This window comes from Streptomyces sp. NH27, from assembly GCF_056859195.1.
In genome coordinates, this window is record NZ_JACEGK010000816.1 from 1 (window position 1) to 2,157 (window position 2,157).

At 73.8% G+C, this 2,157-nt stretch carries 3 protein-coding genes; all 3 read left to right on the plus strand.

Annotation, left to right across the window (positions count from 1 at the left end):
* The first annotated feature begins 70 nt into the window (after window positions 1-70).
* Complete coding sequence (thiO, locus tag AC13HU_RS36130) at window positions 71-1,234, plus strand: glycine oxidase ThiO (protein ID WP_483046228.1); 1,164 nt, start codon at window positions 71-73, stop codon at window positions 1,232-1,234.
* Entirely contained in the window at window positions 1,231-1,437 is a 207-nt protein-coding gene (thiS, locus tag AC13HU_RS36135) for a sulfur carrier protein ThiS (RefSeq protein ID WP_483046229.1), read from the plus strand. The genes thiO and thiS overlap by 4 nt, the downstream gene beginning before the upstream one ends.
* 80 nt (window positions 1,438-1,517) lie before the next feature.
* Window positions 1,518-2,157, plus strand: a 640-nt coding sequence (locus tag AC13HU_RS36140; protein WP_483046230.1) for a thiazole synthase, incomplete at its 3' end; no start/stop codon positions are given.

Consider the following 2,157-nt stretch of genomic DNA (forward strand, 5'->3'; position numbering starts at 1 on the left):
GGTGGCTGGTCGGCCACCGACCGTACGAACCTGATCCGGGTCATGCCGGCGAAGGGAGCAGCCGAGACCTATGCGTACCCGAACAGCGGACGTCCTCGTCGTGGGGGGCGGCATCATCGGCCTGGTGACGGCGTGGCGCGCCGCCCAGCGCGGACTGGCCACGGTGGTGGCCGACCCGTCCCCCGGCGGCGGAGCCGCCCACGTGGCGGCGGGCATGCTCGCCGCGGTGACGGAGTTGCAGTACGGCGAGCAGACGCTGCTCGACCTGAACCTGGCGTCGGCCGCGCGATACCCGGACTTCGTCGCGGAGTTGACCGCGGCCACCGGCCTCGACACCGGCTACCGCCCGTGCGGCACCCTCGCGGTCGCGCTGGACTCGGACGACCGGGCCGACCTGCGCGACCTGCACACGTTCCAGACCTCGCTCGGTCTTGCCGCGCAGTGGCTGAGCGGGCGGGACTGCCGCCGGCTGGAGCCGCTGCTCGCCCCCGGGGTGCGGGGCGGCCTGCGGGTGGACGGCGACCACCAGGTGGACCCCCGCCGGCTGGCCGCGGCGCTGCTGCGGGCCGCGCAGGCCGCGGGCGTGGAGTTCGTACGGGTGAAGGCGGCGCGGGTGGAGTGCGCCGGCGACCGGGTCACGGGCGTGGAACTCGCCGACGGCACAAGGGTGGCGGCGGGCCGTACCGTACTGGCCGCGGGGTGCGAGAGCGGCCGGGTACCGGGGCTGCCGGCGGACGCGCTGCCGCCGGTGCGGCCGGTGAAGGGGCAGATCCTGCGGCTGCGGGTGCCGGCCGCGCGGGCGCCGTTCCTGTCGCGCACGGTCCGCGCGGTGGTCCGCGGCAGCCACGTCTACCTGGTGCCGCGGGAGAACGGCGAGCTGGTACTCGGCGCGACCAGCGAGGAGTTCGGCTGGGATACGGCCGTGACCGCCGGCGGGGTGTACCAACTCCTGCGGGACGCACACGAGTTGGTACCCGGGATCACCGAACTTCCGCTCACCGAGACGCTGGCGGGGCTACGTCCCGGCTCCCCCGACAACGCGCCCCTGCTGGGGCCCTCGCACCTGGACGGCCTGCTGCTGGCCACCGGGCACCACCGCAACGGCGTGCTGCTCACCCCGATCACCGGGGACGTGCTCGGCCACGTCCTGGACACCGGCGAACTGCCCGACCACGCCAGGCCGTTCGCGGCCGGGCGGTTCGCCGCGGCCGCGCGTGAGGAGCAGCCGGCATGACGATCGACGTGCTGGTAAACGGGGAGCGGCGCACCCTGGAGGACCCGATCGAACTCGGCGCGCTCGTGGCGCGGTTCACCGCGGCACCCTCCGGGGTGGCCGCCGCCCTCAACGAGACCGTCGTACCGCGCTCGCGCTGGTCGGCGACCCGACTGTCCGCGGGCGACCGGGTGGAGATCCTCACCGCGGTACAGGGAGGCTGAGCGTGACGACGTCGGTGAAGTCCGCGGAAGCCGCCGATCCGCTGCGGATCGGGGACGCCGTGTTCGGGTCCCGGCTGATCATGGGGACCGGCGGGGCGCCCAGTCTCGACGTGCTGGAACAGGCACTCCTCGCGTCCGGTACGGAGTTGACGACGGTCGCGATGCGGCGGCTGGACCCGACCGCGAAGGGTTCGGTGCTCTCGGTGCTGGACCGGCACGGTATCCGGGTGCTGCCGAACACGGCCGGGTGTTTCACCGCGGGCGAGGCCGTCCTGACCGCGCGGCTGGCCCGGGAGGCGCTGGGCACCGACTGGGTCAAACTCGAAGTGATCGCCGACGAGCGGACGTTGCTGCCCGATCCGGTCGAACTCCTCGACGCTGCGGAGACGTTGGTGGACGACGGGTTCACGGTCCTGCCCTACACCAGCGACGACCCCGTGCTCGCCCGCAAGTTGGAGGATGTCGGGTGCGCCGCGATCATGCCGCTCGGCTCACCGATCGGCTCCGGGCTCGGCATTCGCAACCCGCACAACTTCCAGCTCATCGTCGAGCGTGCGTCCGTGCCTGTCATTCTCGACGCCGGTGCCGGCACCGCCTCCGACGCTTCCCTCGCGATGGAACTCGGGTGCGAGGCCGTCATGCTCGCGTCCGCGGTCACCCGTGCGCAGCGGCCCTCTCTCATGGCCGCGGCCATGCGGCACGCGGTCGCCGCCGGCCGCC

What these genes read in the sequence shown, in the direction of transcription:
- thiS (WP_483046229.1), top strand. Translation starts at nt 1,231, where the DNA reads ATGACGATCGACGTGCTGGTAAACGGGGAGCGGCGCACCCTGGAGGAC.
- thiO (WP_483046228.1), top strand. Translation starts at nt 71, where the DNA reads ATGCGTACCCGAACAGCGGACGTCCTCGTCGTGGGGGGCGGCATCATC.